The organism is Brevibacillus sp. AF8, from assembly GCF_021270385.1.
In the GTDB taxonomy this organism is placed as follows: domain Bacteria; phylum Bacillota; class Bacilli; order Brevibacillales; family Brevibacillaceae; genus Brevibacillus.
The window spans coordinates 39558-59826 of the sequence record NZ_JAGQDN010000009.1 but is presented as its reverse complement, the minus strand read 5'-3'; the positions used below and the strand labels follow the sequence as shown (position 1 = coordinate 59826).

General features: G+C 50.2%; 17 protein-coding genes. 2 read left to right on the top strand and 15 right to left on the bottom strand.

All coding sequences use genetic code 11. The features are described 5' to 3' along the window. Nucleotides 1-18: 18 nt before the first annotated feature. Genes KB186_RS13840 through KB186_RS13815 form a run of 6 tightly spaced genes read right to left on the bottom strand, consistent with a single transcriptional unit; the run spans nucleotide 19 to nucleotide 6707 of the window. Nucleotides 19-714, bottom strand: a complete 696-nt coding sequence (locus tag KB186_RS13840) for a CpsD/CapB family tyrosine-protein kinase (protein WP_173610932.1) — start codon at nucleotides 712-714, stop codon at nucleotides 19-21. Next, complete coding sequence (locus KB186_RS13835; protein ID WP_173610931.1) at nucleotides 689-1441, bottom strand: YveK family protein; 753 nt, start codon at nucleotides 1439-1441, stop codon at nucleotides 689-691. The genes KB186_RS13840 and KB186_RS13835 overlap by 26 nt, the downstream gene beginning before the upstream one ends. Then, a complete protein-coding gene (locus KB186_RS13830; protein WP_232773807.1) occupies nucleotides 1434-2522 on the bottom strand; it encodes an LCP family glycopolymer transferase in 1089 nt (362 codons plus the stop codon). The genes KB186_RS13835 and KB186_RS13830 overlap by 8 nt, the downstream gene beginning before the upstream one ends. Further along, nucleotides 2519-4414, bottom strand: a complete 1896-nt coding sequence (locus tag KB186_RS13825) for a polysaccharide biosynthesis protein (protein ID WP_232773806.1) — start codon at nucleotides 4412-4414, stop codon at nucleotides 2519-2521. The genes KB186_RS13830 and KB186_RS13825 overlap by 4 nt, the downstream gene beginning before the upstream one ends. Before the next feature lie 36 nt (nucleotides 4415-4450). Continuing rightward, on the bottom strand, nucleotides 4451-5731 hold the full coding sequence (locus KB186_RS13820) for a nucleotide sugar dehydrogenase (RefSeq protein ID WP_232773805.1): 1281 nt from the start codon (nucleotides 5729-5731) through the stop codon (nucleotides 4451-4453). After that, nucleotides 5724-6707 (bottom strand): NAD-dependent epimerase, encoded by a 984-nt coding sequence (locus KB186_RS13815; RefSeq protein WP_173610927.1) that lies wholly within the window; start codon nucleotides 6705-6707, stop codon nucleotides 5724-5726. The genes KB186_RS13820 and KB186_RS13815 overlap by 8 nt, the downstream gene beginning before the upstream one ends. Before the next feature lie 191 nt (nucleotides 6708-6898). On the opposite strand from KB186_RS13815, the gene KB186_RS13810 reads away from it, so the two are divergent. Further along, on the top strand, nucleotides 6899-8437 hold the full coding sequence (locus KB186_RS13810; protein WP_221868115.1) for a glycoside hydrolase family 55 protein: 1539 nt from the start codon (nucleotides 6899-6901) through the stop codon (nucleotides 8435-8437). A 55-nt stretch (nucleotides 8438-8492) separates the two neighbouring features. Here the strand turns inward: KB186_RS13810 and KB186_RS13805 are convergent, their stop codons facing one another. Together KB186_RS13805 and KB186_RS13800 are read right to left on the bottom strand one after the other, a co-directional pair. Next, nucleotides 8493-8888, bottom strand: coding sequence for a hypothetical protein (locus KB186_RS13805; RefSeq protein WP_173611003.1), 396 nt, complete (start codon nucleotides 8886-8888; stop codon nucleotides 8493-8495). Nucleotides 8889-8999: 111 nt separating this feature from the next. Beyond that, on the bottom strand, nucleotides 9000-12212 hold the full coding sequence (locus tag KB186_RS13800; protein WP_370646680.1) for a DNA translocase FtsK: 3213 nt from the start codon (nucleotides 12210-12212) through the stop codon (nucleotides 9000-9002). Between KB186_RS13800 and KB186_RS13795 the strand changes: the two genes are divergently transcribed. Then, nucleotides 12106-13380: a hypothetical protein gene (locus KB186_RS13795; RefSeq protein WP_221868114.1), complete on the top strand. Its 1275-nt coding sequence runs from the start codon at nucleotides 12106-12108 to the stop codon at nucleotides 13378-13380. The genes KB186_RS13800 and KB186_RS13795 overlap by 107 nt on opposite strands. Nucleotides 13381-13443: 63 nt before the next feature. On the opposite strand, the gene cysC is transcribed toward KB186_RS13795, so the two are convergent. From cysC to KB186_RS13760, 7 genes are read right to left on the bottom strand one after another with little or no spacing between them, the layout of a single operon-like run. Next, on the bottom strand, nucleotides 13444-14049 hold the full coding sequence (cysC, locus tag KB186_RS13790; RefSeq protein ID WP_173610924.1) for an adenylyl-sulfate kinase: 606 nt from the start codon (nucleotides 14047-14049) through the stop codon (nucleotides 13444-13446). Nucleotides 14050-14087: 38 nt separating this feature from the next. Next, nucleotides 14088-15227, bottom strand: coding sequence for a sulfate adenylyltransferase (gene sat, locus KB186_RS13785; protein ID WP_232773804.1), 1140 nt, complete (start codon nucleotides 15225-15227; stop codon nucleotides 14088-14090). Nucleotides 15228-15269: 42 nt separating this feature from the next. After that, a complete protein-coding gene (locus KB186_RS13780; protein WP_232773803.1) occupies nucleotides 15270-15986 on the bottom strand; it encodes a phosphoadenylyl-sulfate reductase in 717 nt (238 codons plus the stop codon). A 15-nt stretch (nucleotides 15987-16001) separates the two neighbouring features. Beyond that, nucleotides 16002-17459, bottom strand: a complete 1458-nt coding sequence (gene cobA / locus KB186_RS13775; RefSeq protein ID WP_232773802.1) for a uroporphyrinogen-III C-methyltransferase — start codon at nucleotides 17457-17459, stop codon at nucleotides 16002-16004. A 55-nt stretch (nucleotides 17460-17514) separates the two neighbouring features. Next, the gene (locus KB186_RS13770; protein WP_173610921.1) at nucleotides 17515-17754 is read right to left on the bottom strand and encodes a DUF3906 family protein; all 240 of its coding nucleotides are present in this window, start codon (nucleotides 17752-17754) and stop codon (nucleotides 17515-17517) included. A gap of 37 nt (nucleotides 17755-17791) precedes the next feature. Continuing rightward, the gene (locus KB186_RS13765; protein ID WP_232773801.1) at nucleotides 17792-19408 is read right to left on the bottom strand and encodes a nitrite/sulfite reductase; all 1617 of its coding nucleotides are present in this window, start codon (nucleotides 19406-19408) and stop codon (nucleotides 17792-17794) included. Then, a complete protein-coding gene (locus KB186_RS13760) occupies nucleotides 19374-20186 on the bottom strand; it encodes a sirohydrochlorin chelatase (RefSeq protein WP_232773800.1) in 813 nt (270 codons plus the stop codon). The genes KB186_RS13765 and KB186_RS13760 overlap by 35 nt, the downstream gene beginning before the upstream one ends. Nucleotides 20187-20269: the final 83 nt, after the last annotated feature.

Genomic DNA, 20269 nt, shown 5'->3' with positions numbered 1-20269 from the left:
CAAACGCCCCGCTTTCTGCTATGCGTTGTACCCGTATCCGTAGTAGCCTTCTCTCTTTCCTACCTTTTTGTTGTTGAGAACAACACCAAGCAAGTTGGCGCCTGCTGCTTTTAACTGCTCTACCGCCTTGACAGCAGAATCCCGCTTCGTCTTGCTTGCATCCACAACCATGACACAGCCGTCCATTTCCCTCGCCAGCACCATTGCGTCGCTTACGATTAGTGGCGGACTGTCGACAATCACAAAATCGTAGTTGTGGCGCAGATAGTCCATCAATTCCAAGAGCCGTGGCGTCCCGAGCATTTCCGCTGGATTATGCGGGATCGGCCCTGCTGTAATGATCGACAACTCTGATACCCCAGACGGTTGGATGATATCGGGAATCTGGCACATATCCGAAAAGTAAGAACTGATCCCGTACAGATTCGGCATATCAAAGGTGAAATGCACCCGGGGATTGCGCAAGTCAAAATCAAGCAGCACCGTTTTCTTGTGATCCTTTGCCATCATCAAGGACAGGTTGGCAGCGGTGATCGTTTTTCCCTCAGAAGCCCCTGGACTGGTGACTAAAATCGTTTGCATCAGCTTGTCGCCCATGGAAAACTGAATGTTCAAGCGAAGAGTACGGTAGCCCTCTACCAGCGGAGACAGCGGCTCCCAATGGGCGATCAGCTTTTGATAACGATCATCAGGCTTCTGCCTTCTCATACTCATTCCTCACTTCCTCCACCTTGGGCTGGCGAAATGCCTTCCGTGTTTTTTTGTCAATCACCGCAATCGTTGCCAGTACAGGTAAACCTAAAAACTCCTCCACTTCTTTTTCCGATTGAAGTCGAGTATCCATCTGCACAAGCAAGAAGACGACGACCATAGATGTTGCCAACCCGAGGACAAAAGCGATCACCGAATTGAGGATCGGTTTTGGGCTCACGGGAATGGCCGCCGGATTGTTTCGGGCTTCCGCCAAAATATGCACGTTGTTCATGCTAAGCATTTTGACGACTTCTTCCTGAAAGGTCTTCGCGATGGTATTGGCGATGAGCACAGCTCTGCCCTGATCCGGGTCTTCTACCGTAATGGAAATGACCTGCGAGTCCTTGACTGGCTCCACTTTCGTTTGAAGAAGCAGATCCTCCATCGTAGCGCCGGCCCCGATCACTTCGAGCACGCGTTCCATCACCCGTGGACTTTCAATAATGACGCGGTAGGTCTCAATCAATTTCAGATTGGAATCAATTTCTGCGACAGATAGCATGCTCTCTACGGTTGAATCCAGCGAGCGATTCACTAATATTTCCGTCTTAGCCTGATAAATCGGTGTCAGCAAATAGAAGCTCACGAGCGCTGTTCCGATGGTGCACAAAGAAGTAATCAAAAGGATCAGCTTCCATCGCTTCAACAACATCAAGAGTATTTCACGAAGATTAAGCTCCTCATTCATCCTGCTTCCCCCTTTGCCCCGCCATGCTGTCACTTCCTTCTTTCGGCAGTTGTACGGGAGGTTCGATTTGTTTTTGAAAAGTTGAAAGACTCTCGGTCAATCTCTCACGCTCTTGCGGGCTGACGATATAGTAGTAGATTCCATTGATCATTTGACCCTTTCCTTCCAAACGAATCGTCTCGACGGAGGTAACTGCCGTGCTGTAGCTTAGGGCAAGCTGTTTCATCACATCAAAGGTCATGTTCGTTTTCACGTATTTCCCCATCGTCGTAAGGACATCATTCAATCGGGTAGGCGATGCAAGAGTTACCCCTTTATCCAGCAATGCCTTGATGATTTCCTGCTGTCTTTCGTTGCGCCCGAGGTCGCCTCTCGGATCTTCGTAGCGCATGCGAGCGTAGACCAAGGCTTGCTTCCCGTCTAACTGGATGGGACCTACCGGAAAGGTGTAATCGGCATAAGTAAAGGCAAGCTTGTTGTTGACTTCCACTCCGCCCAGCGCATCGATCACACCTGCGAATCCTTCCATATTTGCGGTCACCACGTAATCAATGGGAAATTGGAGAAACTGCTCGACGGTGTCTACTGCCTGCTGTACGCCGCCGAATGCATAGGCATGATTGATCTTATCCTGAGTACCTTTGTGAGCGATAGCGGTTCGCGTATCACGCGGTATGCTGATGAGCAGCGCAGATTTCGTTTTCGGGTTGACGGAGAGTACGAGGATGACATCTGAGCGTCCCTTGTCATTCTCTCTCTCATCAACGCCTAGAAGCAGCAAGGTGATCGGTTCTTTGGGCAAGATAGCGGAGTTCTCCACTTCAGCCGCAAGTGGTGTTGTTGCACCTTGGGAATTTAAAGCCGGTGTTTGTCTCACAGATGCTGGTTCAGTCGCTACAGGTATCTCCACAGATTTCTGCGTGCGGATAGGGAGGTACATTTTGCTGGCCGTTTCTTTTAACGACAGATAGACGTACACACCATACCCACTCAAGCTGATGAGACAAATCAATCCTCCCCATGCTAGCAGCCGCTTCCACTTGATCGTGGCGATCTTTTCCTTCCATTTGCTGACGCTCATCCGATTGCCACTGGATAAGGGACTGGCGTAGACTCTTCCTTCACGTAAGAAGTGGATTGATAGCCTGGAACGATCCCTTGCAAAATCTCGATAATGGATTGTTTGTCCTCCATCGTCGCTCCCTTGTCTGCAATTTGCTCCAACCGGGCGATCCCTGCCAAGAGCTCATTCCAGGAAAAATCGAGCGGCTTGCCTATGAAGATGCGATTATGGCAAGTAGACGACAAGCCTTCTTCCGCCGTCAAAATTTCTTCGTACAGCTTCTCACCCGAACGAATTCCCGTGAATACGATCGGAATATCCTTCCCGGGCTCCAAACCTGCCAAGCGAATCAGGTCGAGGGCCATATCGACAATTTTGACCGGTTTCCCCATATCGAGAATGAATATTTCCCCTCCCTGAGCGAGTGCTCCCGCCTGGATGACGAGCTGGGCAGCCTCAGGAATGGTCATGAAAAACCGCTCCATATCTGGATGTGTAATGGTAATCGGTCCACCTGCCCGGATTTGATTGAGAAAAACGGGAACGACACTCCCCCTGCTCCCCAGGACATTCCCAAAACGAACAGCCGCAAACCGGGTAAGTCCGAAATGGTTATAACCCTGGATCAGAAGCTCAGCGATCCTTTTCGTGGCACCCATCACACTGGTTGGATTCACCGCTTTGTCCGTCGAGATCAGGATGAAATGAGAGACGCTGGTTTCCAGCGCGCATTCCGCAACGTTTTTCGTGCCCAGAATGTTATTTTTTAATGCCTCACACGGGTTGTTCTCCATTAATGGCACATGCTTGTGGGCTGCCGCATGAAAAACAACGGCGGGACGATACTCATGCATAATCGAAGCAATTCTTTGTCTGTCACGAATATCTGCAATCAAGCTGACCGTCTCCTGCTCAGGAAACAAACGCGAGAGCTCCAGGCTCATTTCAAAAATCCCGTTCTCTTCATTCCCCAAGAGAAGAAGTTTCCTTGGTCCAAATCTAGCTATCTGTCTGCAAAGTTCCGACCCAATAGAGCCGCCTGCTCCTGTCACAAGTACGACTTGCTGTCGCAAGTATCCCGTAATCTCCTCCAGATTGACTTGAACAGGCTCCCTTCCCAATAAATCCTCCAACGCTACATCCCGAATCATGTTCATCGTGATTTTTCCACTAATGATGTCTGCTACGTGCGGCAAAATTTTGACGCTTGCTCTCGTCGTTTTGCAAATGTCGAAAATCTCCTTAATTGTCTGTCGGGAAGCGGATGGCATGGCAATCACGATGTCTGAAATGGAAAGTCGTTGCACGACACGGGCGATATCAGCCCGATTCCCTACAACGGGCAGGCCATACACGCGCAGATTTTGTTTGCTGGGCTCATCATCGATAAAGGCCACTGGACGCAGCTCCGACAAAGGCGAGGCTTTCATCTCTCTGGCTACGAGCACACCTGCGTTGCCTGCCCCGATAATTAATGTGCGCCTGCGCTCCTGCGTTCTTTTCTCCCGCTCTTCATTCCACCACTTCCAGACAAACCGGGAGCCTGTGATGCCGAGCAAAACAAAGGCTAGCGTCATCAGAAAGAGTGAGGTGGGAAATCGGATAGACCAACCAAGCAGGTACGTCATTTTGAGTACCAGGTAGAGCGCCAAAACGGAAAAGCTCGTGGCAAAAATGATCGAGACCAGCTCGCGAACACTGACATAGCGGAAAACAGGTCGATAGAGTTGAGCAAAGTGCATGCCTGTCACGACGAACAGTACGTGGCCAATCATCAAATACATAGGTTGATATTCGCTTATCTCCGTGAAAGAAAAATCAAATCGAACCAGGCAGGCCAACCAAACAGCCAAGCTGATAATTCCTGCGTCCGATAAGCTTAACCAGAATCTTCTCTTCCGGTAGCTCATATTCATCCGCTCCAGGTGTTATTCAAATAATGGTCATCATAAACGCCACAGGCTAATTTCTGCCGGGCATGTTTCGCGATTGAGCACGCTTTTCACGTCTGCGATGACACCTTGCCCCTGATGCAAGAGTCCGGCAAGCTCCTCCCATCCCAGGTGCAGATATCGCTCATGAGGTACGGCCAATACGATTCCGTGGGCAGGCTGCAGGTCTTCCCACTCTCGCAATTGAATGCCGTATTCCTCTCTCGTCCGCTCTGGACAAGCCAATTCATCTGTCACTTGGACCTCTACTCCGAACTCCTTCAGTTCCTGGACAATGTCGATGACCCGACTATTGCGAATGTCCGACACGTTTTCTTTAAAGGTGATGCCCATAATCGTGATCCGCGAGCCTTGAATCGCAATATTTTGCCAGATCATTTGTTTCACGAGTGAGGTCGCGACGAACTTGCCCATCCCGTCATTGATCCGTCGTCCAGCGAGTATGACCTGCGGATGATAACCGACACTCTCCGCCTTGTATGTCAAATAGTACGGATCGACGCCAATACAATGACCACCGACGAGTCCCGGAGAGAACGGAAGGAAATTCCATTTTGTTCGAGCGGCTTCGAGCACATCTGCCGTTGAGATGCCCAAACGGTCAAAAATAATCGAGAGCTCATTGATCAAGGCGATATTGATGTCGCGTTGCGTGTTCTCAATCACCTTGGCTGCCTCAGCCACCTGAATCGAGGGCGCTTTGTGAATACCTGCCTCTACAATCAGCCCATACATCTCGGCAATCGTTTCACACGTCTGGCGATCTTGCCCAGAAACGACCTTGACGATCTGGGACAATCTCCGCTCCCGATCCCCCGGATTGATTCGTTCAGGTGAGTAGCCGACATAAAAATCAATCCCCGCCAGCTTTCCAGACGCTTGTTCCAATACAGGAATACAAATCTCTTCTGTTGCCCCTGGGTATACTGTCGATTCATAGACGACGATAGTCCCTGAACTCAGGTGTTGCCCAACGCTTTCAGACGCGAGAATGAGTGCCCGCATATCGGGCCGTTTCGCAGAATCGACAGGAGTGGGCACCGTTATGATGATAAAATCGCACGCTGCGAGACTTGCAGGGTCATCTGTATACATGATGTTGGCTCGCTTCAGCTCATCTGTCGACATCTCTCCCGTTTCGTCCATTCCACTCTCCAGACTGCCTATGCGTCTTTCGTCTATGTCAAAACCAACCACTGGAAGCACTTGGCCAAAAGCAATCGCGACAGGCAGTCCTACATATCCAAGACCTACGACTCCCACTTTTTTACGCATGAGCGACACCATAATAGCTGACGTACCAGTCTACAAATCGAGATATCCCCACGTCGACTGGTGTTTTTGGGCGAAAGCCTGTCGCCTCATACAGAGCTTCTACTGACGCATAGGTAGCAGGAACATCCCCCGGCTGGATGGGCAAATAGTCGCGAACAGCCTTTTTCCCCAGCTTCTCTTCCAAGATTGAGAGAAACGAAAGTAAATCGATCGGCTGGTGATTCCCGATGTTGAACACCTCATGCGGCGCCTTATCCCCCTCCCTTTGCGGGATTCGATTCATCAGTCGCAGCATCCCTTCGACGATATCGTCCACATACGTAAAGTCCCTCGTCATGTTGCCGTAATTGAAAATGCGGACAGGCTCTCCCGACAAAATCGCCTTGGTAAACGTATAAAGCGCCATATCGGGTCGGCCCCAAGGCCCATATACCGTAAAGAAGCGAAGTCCCGTCGCAGGCAAGCCGTATAAATGACTATAGGTATAGGCCATCAGTTCATTGGCTTTTTTCGTTGCTGCGTACAAGCTGACCGGCTCATCTACGGGATCGTACTCCGCAAATGGTAGCTTTGTGTTCCCTCCGTAGACGGAGCTTGAAGATGCGTAGAGCAACTGCTTGACCCTCGACCGACGGCATCCTTCCAAAATGTGCAGAAACCCGGTGATATTGGAAGTCGTATAGGCGTGAGGATTTTCCAGACTGTACCTGACGCCCGCTTGAGCGGCCAAGTGAATGACAATTTCCGGCTCCATCTCTCGGAACAACTCGTCCATTTTGCTCTGATCTGCAATATCCGCTTTGACAAAACGAAAGGATGGATACGCTTGGAGGATTTCCAGTCGGTTGCTCTTCAAGACCGGGTCGTAATACTCATTGCAATTATCTACCCCCCAGACCGTCTGTCCTTGTTCCAAAAGCCGTCGTGCTACATGAAAACCGATAAATCCAGCTGCACCAGTCACCAAAATCGACATACTATCCACCTCTTTGCTTATTCATACGGAGGTTCTAGGACAAATATGCCAGTGGCTGCCCAAAGTTTATGGAACACATTTTTATGTAGTCCATGCCCTTTTTACTAAATGGTTGTCAACATTTGAGAAATGGTTGAATGAAATGAAATGAAGACAATCTTGTCTACCAATTACTGGAGGAGAATGCTTTTATGTGGATTGATGTAAAAACACACGGAGCAAAGGGGGATGGAGTGACCGACGATACCCAAGCAATCCAGGCTGCATTGACTGCTGCTCTGAACCTGCAAATTCCATTATTTTTTCCTGCTGGCACCTATATCATTGAGCCAAACAGACTGGAGGTCATCCTAGGAGCAGGAAAAAGCCTAGTGATGCAGGGAATCGGTCCGTTTTCCGTGTTAAAAAGGAAAGCCAATTCATCTGGCGCAGATTGGCGCTGGCTTTTCTCGATTACGTCCTCGGGTGGTGATGCTGATTCTTTTGTGGTCTCCAACCTGAAGATTGATTCCAATGCAAGAGCAAATCCGCTGCCACCCGATCCTTACGATTACGAACATAGCGCTGATTTCTACATTCGTGGTGGAGGTCCTAGTAGCTATATCAATTACGTAGCGCTACAACAAGTATGGTGTACGGATGGAGTCGCCGACCATTTTTACTTTGCCGGGGAAACGAACTGCTATGTCCGCACGGTGCAAATTACCGATTTTTATAGCGACAACCGCAAGCGTACACGCTCAGACATTACCGTGACGGGTGGCCTGGAGCGGCTGAATGCAACGAATGTAGCTTGTGATCGTTTTGAAGTCGAGCTCAATCAAGGGTACGACGGAGCCACACCCATGTTCGTAAACCTGAGCAATATCTCTTGCCGTCAACAGCTCGACTTGGAAGGAGATTTGTCCTCCCCGATGGTCGTGCAAGGTAGTAATCTGGTTTCGCTCGCCAGCTTCAGTCTTACTGGCATGACAGGCTGTATCAGCTCCTCGGTTTTTTATACGGCACCTGATCAGAAAAATCGGGTGAACTTTATGAAAAACATGACTTTCAGCAACTGTCGCTGGGTACTGCATACAACCGCGCAAGGAAGTACAAAGACGGTAGGTACTGGTCTAACCGTGGATTATTCGGATGTAGGACTTGTATTTGATGGCTGTAGCTTCGAGGCCAATGATACAGCGGCTTCCATCGGCGGCTACGCCTTGAGCTTGGAGCCATGGGATGTGCTCGCCGAGCGGCATGTTACCGTGAGAAGTTGTTCGTTTGACCCTCGACTGACCCAAAACATTTCATTGAACCGCTGCGGAAACGTCTATCTCATAAACAACCGTTATTCCGGATCTGACCACGCGATCATGCTCTACGGCACTGGAACGTACCCATTGGTAGTCACCGTGGATGGTGGCGACTTCAGCCAGGTTACCGGAAAAATGTTTTATCACAAGACTTCGGATAAAATAACCCTCTCCATGAAAAACCTCCCTGTTCCTGTCTCCCTCACTAGCGGCTACAAATCCGAAAACTCTTCCTATATCCCAACTGTTTCCATCAACGAACGTGTGGTGTATGTCGCAACAGCCCCCAGCGCCTCCGTCAAATACGGTGGTCTCAAAGGCGATACTCTGCGCTTGATCACTCCTGTAAACAATCAACCATGCGAATGGATTGCAACTACGACAAATAAGACTGCCTGCACTTGGCTTGTGACCAAAACAGCCAAAAGCTAAGGGGAATGAAAAACATCCATCTGCCCCTCGTCGTGGGATAGATGGATGTTTATTATTAGGCAATACGCTCTAAATCCGGATTGTACCGTTTCACGTAGGTAAAAATTTCTTCTCCAAGCAATTGCGTTCTCACTAGCTCATCTGCCCGTTCACTCAAATGCCGGGTGAGTTGATTGGTTCCATTTTCGATGCGTCTTTTGGCAGCCTCAGGCAGTGTCAATACATGCGGTACGAGCAATTGCAGGTACCAAACGCCCTTTTCTTCCTCGGAGACATCGATCTCCAGTTCCATGTCCGGACTGTCGAAATCGTACAGCTGGTTAAAGAGCCATTCTCTTTTTTCCAGCGTCATTGCGGCAATGTCGATTTTTTCCACGCTCAAATAATACTCTTCATTGAACAAGACAAGTTTGTCGTCAATTTCCTGATACTTTTTCGCCAGCGGATTCATCGTCATCGATCCTTTCCATCTCACATCTATTTTATAGCATACTACCTTACTGAATATTTAGGCAACTCGTCCGTTTAGAAAGGGCCTTGCTCCATGCAAGACCCTCGTTTTCTACAGGAGTGTCGATCCCTCCACTACGGCTTGTGCGTCCTCCTTGGAAATAAGGACAGCGCGAGCCTTACCGCCGCTTTGGCCTGCGACGTATCCATCTGCCTCCATCATTTCGATGAGACGGGCAGCACGGTTATATCCGACGCGGAAACGACGTTGCAATCCAGATGCAGAAGCTTGACCCTGCTCGGCCACGAACACGAGCGCTTCCTGATACAACGGATCGTCTCCACTGTCAAACGATGCAACCTGCTGCTCCAAATCCTCTTTGCTGAAAATATACGCAGGCTTTCTTTGCTTTTTGATCATGTGCGTGATTCGCTCGATCTCGTCATCCGAGACGAAGTTCCCTTGCAGACGAACCGGAGTCGTGCCGCTCTCAAGGAACAGCATGTCCCCTCTACCCAACAGTCGTTCTGCCCCAGATTGATCGAGAATCGTACGCGAGTCAACTTGGGAGAATACGGCAAAAGCAAGACGCGTCGGTACATTTGCCTTGATGTTTCCGGTAATGACATCCACAGATGGGCGCTGTGTCGCCAAAAGCAAATGAATACCGCAAGCACGTGCTTTCTGAGCGATCCGGATAATGCAATCCTCGACATCCTGCGGCGAGACCATCATCAGGTCAGCCAGCTCATCGATGATGATCACGATATAAGGCAGCTGATCATCTGTCGTCTGATTGTAGCGATCAATATCGCGAACACCCGCATCTACGAAAAGAGCATAGCGCTTCTCCATTTCTTCCACGGCCCACTTGAGAGATGCCGTTGCCTGCTTGGCCTCTGTCACGACAGGCGTAACCAGATGAGGCAAGTGATTGTAAGGCGCGAGCTCCACCATTTTCGGATCGATCAAGAGCAATCGCACCTGCTCAGGAGTCGCTTTGTACAGCAGACTGACGATGATCGAGTTGATGCACACACTTTTACCCGAGCCTGTCGAGCCGGCAATCAAACCGTGCGGCATCTTTTTAATATCCGCAATAATCGGCTCTCCGCCGATGTCCATACCGAGTGCGACCGCCAGCGGAGATGAATGCTCCTGAAACTTGTCTGAACTGATGATCTTCTCGATTAATACAGGTTGGCTGGACATATTCGGGACTTCGATCCCAATGGCATTGCGTCCTGGAATCGGTGCCTCGATGCGAATATCTTTGGCAGCCAAATTCAGCTTAATATCGTCAATCAATCCCGTAATCTTGTTCACTTTTACCCCGGGAGCCGGTTGCAACTCAAAGCGTGTCACGGATGGGCCTTTGACAATCCCTACGACCTGAGCGCTGACATTGAAATTCGCGAGCGTCTCTTCCAATAACAGCTTTTGAATTTGGGTATGCTCATCGTCATCATCGCTGACCGGCGGGCTCGGATTCAGCAGTCCCAAATCCGGCAAGGCGTATGGCGGCTGTGTGGACTCTGCTCCTTGGTCAGCTTCATTGGACGAGTCTTTTACCGGAGCTGACGCAGGCTGCACCGCCCTGGATGCCTGGGACATGTTCACGGGCTGTGCTGTGGATGAAGCAGGGACTGGGGCTGGAACGGTTTCTGCAACAGAGGTTGCAACTGGTACTACAACCGGTTCCACAACGGACTCCACAATTGGTTGAACAATGGATTCAGGCTCAGTTGGTTCTGTTGGTTCTGTTTGCTCTGACGTATCTTCGGAGACCGAACCCACTCCTGCTGAACTGAGCTCCAGTGTATCTACCTCTGCTCTCTCTAGCAAACGACTGATAGCAGGTGCATAGGCAGGCTCTTCGACGCCATCGCTCTCTAGGGCCGTATTGACTGCTTGATTCTCCTCACCAACAGAAGGAGCCTGCACGTTAACGCCATCATGCTCGCTTTCCACCTGCACAACCGCACTGAGTGTAGTAATCAGTCTATGCTCGGCTTCTTCATGTGCTTGCCGCTCTTCCATCGTTTGAGAGGAGACTGTAGGTTCTGGTTGCCCAATAGACTCCGATACCACTTCTTCCTCATGCACATCAGCCACCGTCTCTTCGACTTTTGGCTCGAATGCGTCAGAATCAGAATCTTGCAGCGCCGTCGCTTTTATTTCTTCTACTACCGTCTCTTCCAATTGTACGGAAGCAGCAACTTCTTGTTCTGAATCAAGAGCATCTGCCACAGCAGTCTTTGCAACAGCATTTTCACCTTCGTTATGTACAGAATCATTCGTAACAAAAGCATGCTGCGGTTCATTTTGCTCAGTAGATGCAGACTCTTGCTCCTCTGGAAAATACCGCTCGCTTATCTCTTGTTCCCACTGCTTCATCTGCTGCAAATGCTCTTCTTGTTCCAAGCGCGGGTAAATGATTCCCGCAGTCGTATGGATGCGATGTTCCGCCTCGCGCGTCGCCGGAGTAATCTTCCCGTAAACAGGCGAAACGATTTCAGAAGGCTGATAGGCACGCTTTTCTTCTGTAGAAAAAACGGTTCTCGTCACTTTTTCCACTTCTTTTTGCGGCGTACGGACGGGACGCTGCGGTATCTCGCTGTTGTTTTTGACAAGCTCAGGTTTCTTTTTCTCGAAAACGGGCTCTGTCTTTGTTTCTGGCACGCGATCATTGGCTGGCCGCATCGTTTCACGCTTCGGCTCGAATCGCTCACGAGGTGCCTGTTGGCGACTGCGTTCATTCGATTCGGAAGAATTTACGCTTTGATTGCGCTTCCTCTCCAAATAGTCATCCGGGACAACCGGAAAACGAAATTGACGCTCTCTTCTTTGACGCACATTGTCTTCTGTATCTCGATTGTCTACCCGCTCTTTTGGGTATATGTTTTTTGTTCTCGCCTGAGGCTGAGGCTGACGGGGAACGGGATTACCTGTTGGGTTACCGGTACCTGCTGGACGGCCTTCTTCCTCTATTTCTTCTTCTCTTTCTCCCTGAAAAAAGTTCATCAGCTTTTGAAGCCACGACCACATGTTGCAACGCCCTTTCTTCACTAACCATCTTCTCCCCTTCATTTTACCACGAAAATGAGGCAGAATTAGCCGGATTGTGATTTTTTTCCGTTTTTGCGAAACCTTTTCTCTATTTGTGCGTAGAACAAAGGGGGAATAAAAAATAATATACATAGGGGAGGAACACATCATGTGGAAAAAAGGTAGCGCCCTTCTGGTAGCAGGTACCGTACTGCTGACCGGTTGTGCAGGCGAGGCATCCCTGGTGCGTGATTCTATCGTAGCGACAATTGACAAGCCTAACTATGATTTTGAAGGCACTTTGAAGCTGACAGGCGACGTTGAGAAATTGCCTGAAGCATTCGGAGAACCGGTTGACAAAGAAGGGCAAGCATTGTTGTCCGCTTTGAAAGCAGGCGTAACAGTAAAAGGCTCCCAGCTGGATCTGGACACTGTGAAGTTTGAAGTGGAAGTAAAAGACGACAAGCTCCTGCGCGACAACAAGCTCTGGACAGGTGACAAAAAAGCATCCGTTGAAACCATCGTTGACGAGGATAAAGTCTACGTGAAGTCTCCACTGGACAGCAAGTACTTGGTAATCGATTCGAACTCTTCCAATCCTTTCATGGCTGAGCTTGGCGGCTCCGATGCTGCTAACGCTGCGAAGCTGAAAGAATACCAAGACAAAATGAACGACCTTACTTTCAACTTTGTGAAAAAGTATGTAAGTAAATATGGCTATACATTGGCTGACGCGAAAAACCATGGCAAACAATCCGTAACATTGCCGAACGGTGAAAAAGTAGAAGCAACTCATGTAACTGTAAAAATCGACGCAAAAGAATTGGTAAAAATGTTCTTCTTCACAGCTAACGATGCAGTAGCTAGCAAAGAAGTAAAAGATTTCGCGATCGATATGATGGTCCTGACCACTTCCATGACAGAAGATCTGTATCCGGAACTGGGCAAGAAAACCACAGAAGCTGAGAAGCGCGCAAATGCGGAAGCGATGGTAAACGAAGGCATGGCTGAAGCGAAAAAATGGTTGGATGAAACAGGTAAAGCATACACACCTGAAAAAATCGTAGAAGAAATGAAAAAAGAAGGCTTCCACAAGCTCGCTTGGAACCTCGACTTCTACATCGACAGCAACAAAATGCCTGTGAAACAAACAAGCGATTTGAGCGTAACTTTCCAAGCTCCTGAAATGAAGCAAGCTGTAACAATCGGTCTGGCTGCTGATCAATATGCATACAACTTCGGAAAAGCAACCAAGTTCAGTGCGCCAGCAAAAGATGCTGGTCTGACTGTAGAACAGCTGGTGAAAGATGAAAAAGCAATCAACAGCTTTAGCGACAAAGGCTTTGTTCGTCCAATCGCTGAAAACATGGTTGATCAACAAAAATGGATGGAAGAATTGTCTGAGGATCTGGAAGTTGAAGAAGCAGCGACCACTACGAAGTAATATTTTTCCTCACGAAGAAAGCACGGCGCCTCTCGCGTCGTGCTTTTTTATCTATCCATAAAACTAGAGAATCTTGTGCTTTTCCAGGTATGTAAGGACAATCTGGACAGCTTCTTCAATGGTCTGCTTGTCGCTCTCAATGACTAACTCCGCTTGAACAGGCTCTTCATACGGTGCTGATATCCCCGTAAACTGACCAATCTCCCCACTTCTCGCTTTTTGATACAGTCCCTTCACATCCCGGCGCTCACACTCATCCAATGAACATTTTACATATACCTCGATGAATTCCCCAGCTTCTACCAGATTACGCGCAAGCTCCCGGTCTTCCCGATAGGGAGAGATAAATGCCGTCAAGGTAATCACGCCTGCCTCTACGAACAGCTTCGCGACCTCGCCAATTCGGCGAATATTTTCCCGTCTATCCTCTGCCCCAAACCCCAATCCCCGGTTTAAGCCGTGACGTATATTGTCACCATCCAGCACGTAACTGGCTACCCCTCTTTGATGAAGCTCATGCTCGACTGCATTCGCCAACGTTGATTTGCCAGCACCAGACAGCCCCGTAAACCATAAGACACAGCTTTTGTGGCCCGCACGCTTCTGTCGGTCTTGTTTCGTTACCGTCGTCGGATGCCATACGATATTCGCGGTACCCTCTCTACTCATCGTCTCTCCCCTCTCGCACAACCGATTTTTTCAGCGGATTAGACGGACACCGGGCGCAGCCCTTCGATCAATACCCGTGCAACCTCAGGACGGCTAAATTCAGGTGGCGGAGCCTCACCACGCGACAGCATTTCCCTCACCTTGGTCCCAGACAGCGCGATATGATGCTCGCTATCATGCGGGCACGTTTTGGTAGATGCCATGTTTCCGCAGGTCTTGCAATAAAAGCTGTTCTCGAAAAATAATGGTGTAATTCCTAGCTCCTCTGGCTGGAACTGGCGGAAAATATGCTGGGCATCGTACGTCCCGTAATAGTTGCCAACGCCAGCGTGGTCCCGGCCTACAATAAAATGAGTGCAGCCATAATTCTTCCTCACCAATGCATGAAAAATCGCTTCACGCGGTCCTGCATAGCGCATGGCAGCCGGGAACACAGCCAACTCTACCCGTGTAGCCGGATAGTATTTTTCCAGCAATACCTGATAGCTGTTCATCCGCACATCAGCAGGAATGTCATCTGCCTTCGTTTCGCCCACAAGAGGATTTAAAAACAGACCGTCGACGATCTCGAGAGCTGACTTTTGGATGTATTCATGCGCGCGGTGGACTGGGTTGCGTGTCTGAAAGCCGACAATCGTTTTCCAGCCCTTCTCGGCAAATCTTTCTCTCGTTTGTGCCGGATCGAAGTGATAGCTGGCAAAACGCCCTTTTTCGGTGCGCTTTACCAACGTAATTGGGCCAGCCAAATAAACGGCGGGACGCTCCAGCAGCTTTTTCACCCCGGGATGATTCGTATCATCGGTGCCATAGACGAGACGAGCTTCTCGCTCCTTGTCAGGTGAATAAATATCGGTAATTGCAAGAATACCGTAGACCGACCCCTGATGACTCAAACGCACCTTGTCTCCGATCTGCAACGCTCCTGCGACAGTGGTCGAGACCGGAAGTGTAATTGGAATGCTCCAAACGGTACCATCTGCCAGCCGCATCTGCTCAACGACAGAAATATAATCCGCCCGATTCAAAAACCCTTCAAGCGGACTGTAGCCTCCAATCCCGATTAACTCCAGATCTGCGAGTGCAAATGCATCTATCTCCACCTCATGCGTAGTCACCGACAGGTCTGCCTGTGGATCAAAACGGTTTACCAGCTCTCCCCCGTGAGGTTTCTCACTCATACAAAAGCCCCTCCTATCCTTGATTTGTTCTTCTCTTTCTCCTTACCTTGCGAGATGAAGACCACATTCCGTTTTCCCTGCTTGCGCCCAGCGCCCTGCTCTTGAATCCTCGCCCTCTTTTACAGGACGCGTACAAGGAGCACAGCCGATGCTCGGATAGCTCTGGTCGTGAAGGGGGTTGTACGGCAACTCAAATGCTCGGATGTACTGCCACACTTCTTCCGACTTCCAATGAATGAGCGGGCAAATTTTTAACGACTGGAATTTTTCATCGCGATTGATAAACGCGACATTCGCTCTCGTAGCAGATTGCTCTCTGCGTAGCCCTGACATCCATGCAACCGCTCCAGTCAGCGCACTTTCCATTGGCAGTACCTTGCGGATATGACAGCACATATCCGGCTGCCTGCTCCACAATTCTTCGCCATGGAGGTCTGCCTGCTGTGCCAGCGTGATGTCAGGCTGCTTGACTGTTATACGAAGCGCAGGATACCTCGCTCTCACCTGGTCAATCAAGCTGTATGTCTCGGAAAAGTGGAGATTGGTATCCAAAAAGGTGACCTTGGCATCCTTTTTCACATCGCTGATCATATCGAGCAGCACCATGGCCTCGGCTCCAAAGCTACACGAATAAATCAAATCATCCGAAAACGTGGTGTAGGCCCATTTGATTACTTCTATGGTGTCGCCCTTTTCGAGACGATTATTGATAGAAGCGAGTTGTTCCTCTGTCGCTGACGCATAATTCAGCTGGCTCATGTGCCCCCTCCTTGATCATTTAGCGTACGACTCTTTCAGCTCGTTTATATTGATCGCGTTATCTTCTTGGCTGCTCACGAATTGCCAGCCCATTTCTCTGGCTGCATCCGCTGTTTCCTTTCCGACACATACGATCGGTGTCTTTGACCAGGCATCGCCAGCGAATTGGGCCAGCGCTGACAGCGTATGGACATCATCCGTGGCTAGCCAGTCAAATGAGCATCCTGCCATCTTTTCATTGGGGTTCTTCCCATCCCATTCGAACGTGCCCGCTTGGATCACTTGAATCGCCTTGCCATCGTCCAACCTGATTTTTTGCGGCTTCCCTTCCCCTGCGTAAAGCACCTGCTCTTCTTTTTCCAAGGCGAGCAGGTCAGGGAATGCCAGCAGTGACGTGTTTTCATCGAGCACCAAGTCCGGATATATCCCCTGTTTCTCGAAAGCCGCATATGCCCGTAGTCCACAAACAGCCAGCTTGCTCGTTAAGCGCCGTACATCGTAGCGCTGTTGTCGCAGGGCAGAAGTAAAAAAGGATACCTGCTGCGCATTCTGGAAGACGAGCCAACGATAAGTGGCAAGCTCTGTCAATGGGATGTCAAACGTGCAGCGTTCGATCAAAGAAATCGGCATGACTTCGGCTCCCAACTGTTCCAAGGCAATCAAGAGCTCGCTATTTCCTTCATCGCTTGCTCTTCTTGCAACAGCTACTCGTTTACCGAACAAGGGGCGGGATTCGTACCAGTTCAGCGGTTCCCGCAGACGGACGACCTCCCCTACGATAATGATAGCGGGTGCGGCAAAACGGGCCTGCTCTACTTCCTTATCTATCGTCCCAAGCTGGCCGATCAGCGTCTCCTGCTCACGCACCGTCCCCCAGCGCACGAGAGCAACGGGCGTATGGACGTCTTTTCCATGCGCAAGAAGGCGCTCCCTGATGCGAGGCAGATTTTTCACACCCATGTAGATAACCAACGTTTCCATCGAGGCGAGGGCTGCCCAGTCCGGCTCCCTTCCCGCATTTTTTTCACACAAGTGACCGGTGACAAAAGCGACGGAAGAGTTGTGGTCACGATGCGTCAGCGGAATACCCGCATAGAGCGGAGCCGCCATCCCAGAAGTAATCCCTGGGACGATCTCAAACGGAATAGAATGGTCACGGCACATCTGCGCTTCTTCTCCTACCCGCCCGAACATGCTCGGGTCCCCGCCTTTCAGTCGAACGACATACTTCCCTTTTTGGGCTTCCCGGATGAGCAGGAGGTTGATCTCTTCCTGCGGCAATGTATGATGATCGGCCTCTTTCCCGCAATAGATGAGGCTGGCGCCCTTTTTTGCGTACGAGAGAAGCTGCGGGCTTGCCAGGCGATCGTACACAATCACATCCGCAAGACGAAGCGACTCCATGCCGCGAATTGTCAGCAGCTTGGGGTCACCCGGCCCTGCTCCGACAAAAACGACTCTACCTGTGTTCATTGCGAATCCGTCCTCCTTGCTGCTTTGTTCCTTCACAGGAAGAGCCTTGGCTGCATCAGGCAAACGTAGAGGTTTCCACTACGTACCCGACTCCTTGGCGTCCGAGCGGCTTCTTCTCTACCAAGCTCAGCTCTTTGATGCGAGGTGGCGCTATGGTATGTCGCAAGAGATTGTTCTCGGCTGAAGTGAAAGCTCGCTCATCCGTTTGGGCGATCACAACAATCGTCAGTAACCGCCCTTCCTCTAGCACGGCTTCCAGCTTGTAAAGGTAGCTCTCTGCTTGTTCCTCTCCCATGACATTCCCCCCTAATCTGACGCTACCCGCCCAAGCATTACGCTGGTTGCAGAATGGAGTCAACCTGTGCTTGAATATGGGAAAGTCCTACCCGCTCCACGTAACGCCAGTACGGTTCGCCTTCCTGACGATCCACCTTGTACAGCGTGATCAATTGGGCAAGGAACGGCCCGAGTCTGTCCACAGTAATCCGTGCGTTGAGCTTGCGGTTGAATTGCGGCTCCTCCAGTGTCCCGCCTACGAAGATGTCAAACGCCTCTACCATTCCGTCCGCTGTCTTGACCAATGCACCTTGCAGGCCGATATCCGCAATTTGGCGCTGTCCGCAAGAATTCGGGCAACCGATCATGTGAATGCGCAGCGGCGTTTCGAGAACGACCGTATCATCCAAATATTGAGCCAGCGAACGCATCCGCTCCTTGGTCTCCACGATAGCCAGATTGCAATATTCCGTACCTGTGCACGATACGGCATACCCGACAAACGTATTTGGCTGCAATTTGAAACGGTTCACAATCATCGGCTCATTGCGGAAAGCTGCTACTTTTGCTTCAGGAATGTTGCGAATCAGGACATTTTGCGTGTTACAGGTGCCAATCGTCCCATCGCCATATTCGTCCGCCAAACGGGCAAGTTCATTTAGTTCCCTTGCATTCATCCGCCCAACGGGAACAGACAAGCCTGCGTAGTACAGTCCTGCTTGACGCTGCTCGTGAATGCCATAAAAATATCCACCATTCCACCCCGCGGTTAAATCGATACCACCTGGCTCTAACTCGCCAACCAGCTCCAGTAATTGCTCCTTGAACTTTTCCGGTCCCCAGTCAGCGACCAAGAACTTTAGACGTGCATGCGTACGTTTTTGACGGTAACCGAAATCACGGTATAAAGTCGTAACTCCTGCCGCTACTTTGACGACATCCTCTGGTCGCACGAAAACATCCAGTTGCTTCGCCAAGAATGGCTTCGCTGACAAGCCGCCACCCACCCATACATGAAAACCGATCACTTCCTCGCCAGCTATGACTTTTTTGGCCGGAGTGAAAGCCAGGTCGTTGATTTGCGCATGCGCGGCGTTATGGATGTTGGCAGAAACCGATATTTTGTACTTGCGTGGCAGATTGGAAAAGTCCCGATTGAGCAAGAAAAATTTTTCTAACTCCGCTACGATGGGGCGCGTATCCAGCACTTCATGCGGATCAATTCCTGCCAGTGGGTTCCCCATGATTTGCCGCGGGCAGTCTCCACATGACTCAAAAGAGGAAAGTCCGGCTGATGCGAGCCGCTCAAAAATGTCAGCGAGCGATTCTACCGTGAGCCAGTGAAATTGCACAGCCTGACGCGTGGTCACATCCACCAGATCACGGCCATAATCTGCTGCGATATTGGCGAGCACCCGAGCTTGTTCACTGCTCAAAATGCCTCCAGGTATGCGTACGCGCATCATGAAGTGTCCGTCCTTTGGCCGCTGCTGATAGACGCCTGCCCATTTAAATCGATCCATGTCAGAAGATTCAATCGATGCAAATCCTTCTTTGGAATAGGTGTTTACGATCGTCTCGATGACATCCAGTCCGTCTTTTTCCAGCTTCGTAAACTCCATTTTGTTGAGGGATGGATCAGCAGCCCATTTCCACTGCTTTCTCTCGGCCATGCTCGTACATGCTCCTTTGTGTGAAGATGTCAGTTACCAATGCCATTCGAATTGATTGGCTCATCCAGTCCGCAATCAGTGGATGGGGCAAGTACGCACTGCCCTCATAACGATAAGCCAAGCCCACAAGCCTTTTCGGGATTGCTTGTCGCGTGAAGTAACCTTGGCTGACAAACAGAGGAAGCACGAGAACCTCCCCTTTTTCTGCAAGTAAACAGGCTTGATCGTACAGTGTATCAGGCCTCAGTGTCGCATATCCGGCAGCGGCAAATGCATAGCGGTTTTGCAAGCGGAATGTCAGACGCAAGAGCAGCTTTTCCCAGCGCTCATGACATCCCGGCAAGTCACTGCCGTGCCCGACGAGCAACAAAGCCTCCTGATTAGGCAAGCGTGATAGACTTGCGATTCGCTCTGCCACAATCTGCTCGACGTTTCCGTGATCCTCCAATGGTGGACACCAAAGAATTCTTGCCTGAACGGGAACGCGAATCAGGTCTGTCTCTCCTGTCGGCCATGGGTCTAGTCCAAACATCGCACGGATTTCCCCTACGTGATTGCTTCCAGCCGTAGCGAATAGCGGAACGACGACAATCGTTGTCGCTCCTGATGCTTCCAGACGATTCACTTCCTCGCTGATGCTTCGTCCTTCCACTCCTCCCAAGTAAGCTACCCGAATTGGCAAATCAGTGCGGCACTGCCAAACGGCTGATTCCACCAACGCCAACCAGTCAGGATCCGGTGAACCGTGAGCAATTACCAAAACCGCTGTTTTCACCATCGGATAATCCCCTTATCCAAACTTATTTTGTAATTCATATATGTTTACTCGGAATTATAATTGGGTTGGATTGCCTCGTCAAT